Raw genomic sequence first — 1,155 nt, forward strand, 5'->3', positions numbered from 1 at the left:
ATCTTTTTCGCCGGTGCCTGGTATCCGAAAGAAGTTGAGGAAGATTGAGGGTGATTAAATGGCTCTCAAGATCATAGTTCCCCCCATCACCGAGCCCGTCAGCCTCTCCGAGGCGAAGGCCCAGCTCCGCCTTGACATCGATGATGAAAAGGACCTGATCGAAGGCTACATCCAGACGGCCCGGGAGGACTGCGAGGACTTCCATGGCCGCAGCTACATCGAGCGCACCCTGGAATACGTGCTTGATCGCTTCCCGGTCCGCGACCGGATTATGCTCCCCCGGCCCCCGGTGCAAGAGATCCTCTCCGTGACATACATGGATGCCGATGGCGCCGAGCACGAATTCACCGACTGGCTGCCTGCTCTCGATGAACCGCCAGCGGTTATCCTGAAGCCCGGCAAGTCCTGGCCCACCGCCGAACTATACCCCGCCGGAGCGGTCCGGGTGAGGTATGTTTCCGGCTACCCGGCGAAGGAATCGGAAGCTGAGCACACCGGCGAAGAAGTGGGAACCGGCGACGATGAGGAAACAGAATTTGCCCTGAAAAACATCCCGGTGAAAGAGGGCAGCGTGACAATTTATCTTGACGGCGATGAAACAGCAGACTACACCCTAAACCGTGAAACCGGCCAGATTGTCTTCAATGAACCGCCCGGCGAGGATGTATCAATTACCGCAGGCTACATTCAAGAAGTAACCGACCCCTGCGGCAATATTCCCTGGCACGTCAAGGCCGCACTCCTGCAGACGGTAGGCACCTACTACGAAAACAGGGAAAGCGTAGCTGGCCGTGGCCACGTGCCGATGATGATCCCCGGCACCGCTGAGGCCCTGCTCTGGAAAACGCGATTCTTTTTCAACGAGGAGGCGAACCGCTAATGGCAGCTGGTGACTTCCGCATAAGAATCGAATTTGAGCAGGACATCGGGACCGTGGACACCGCCGGGCAGCCTATTCCCGATTGGCAATCCTTCAACCCGCCGCTTAAAAGGTGGGGCAGGCCCGTTCCGTCCCGCGGGCGCTCCTACTGGGCCGCGTGGGGTGTGGCGCAACCGCAGGCGGAGATCACCGGCATCTATGAGATCGCCTACGATAAAAGGCTCTACAGCCTGCTTGCCGCAGACAAAAGCAAAATCCGGGGGCGCATCGGAGAC

At 58.8% G+C, this 1,155-nt stretch carries 2 protein-coding genes; both read left to right on the plus strand.

Features of this window, described 5'->3' with window-relative positions; all coding sequences use genetic code 11:
- Nucleotides 1-58 precede the first annotated feature (58 nt).
- Nucleotides 59-880 (plus strand): head-tail connector protein, encoded by an 822-nt coding sequence (locus tag ACE4YL_RS05260; RefSeq protein WP_461369337.1) that lies wholly within the window; start codon nucleotides 59-61, stop codon nucleotides 878-880.
- A partial coding sequence (locus ACE4YL_RS05265) for a phage head completion protein (protein ID WP_461369338.1) occupies nucleotides 880-1,155 on the plus strand: 276 nt, incomplete at its 3' end. The genes ACE4YL_RS05260 and ACE4YL_RS05265, both read left to right, overlap by 1 nt.

This window comes from Candidatus Darwinibacter acetoxidans (genome assembly GCF_041936445.1).
Taxonomy (GTDB): domain Bacteria; phylum Bacillota; class Limnochordia; order Darwinibacteriales; family Darwinibacteriaceae; genus DTU010.

What these genes read in the sequence shown, in the direction of transcription:
- ACE4YL_RS05260 (WP_461369337.1), top strand. Translation starts at nt 59, where the DNA reads ATGGCTCTCAAGATCATAGTTCCCCCCATCACCGAGCCCGTCAGCCTC.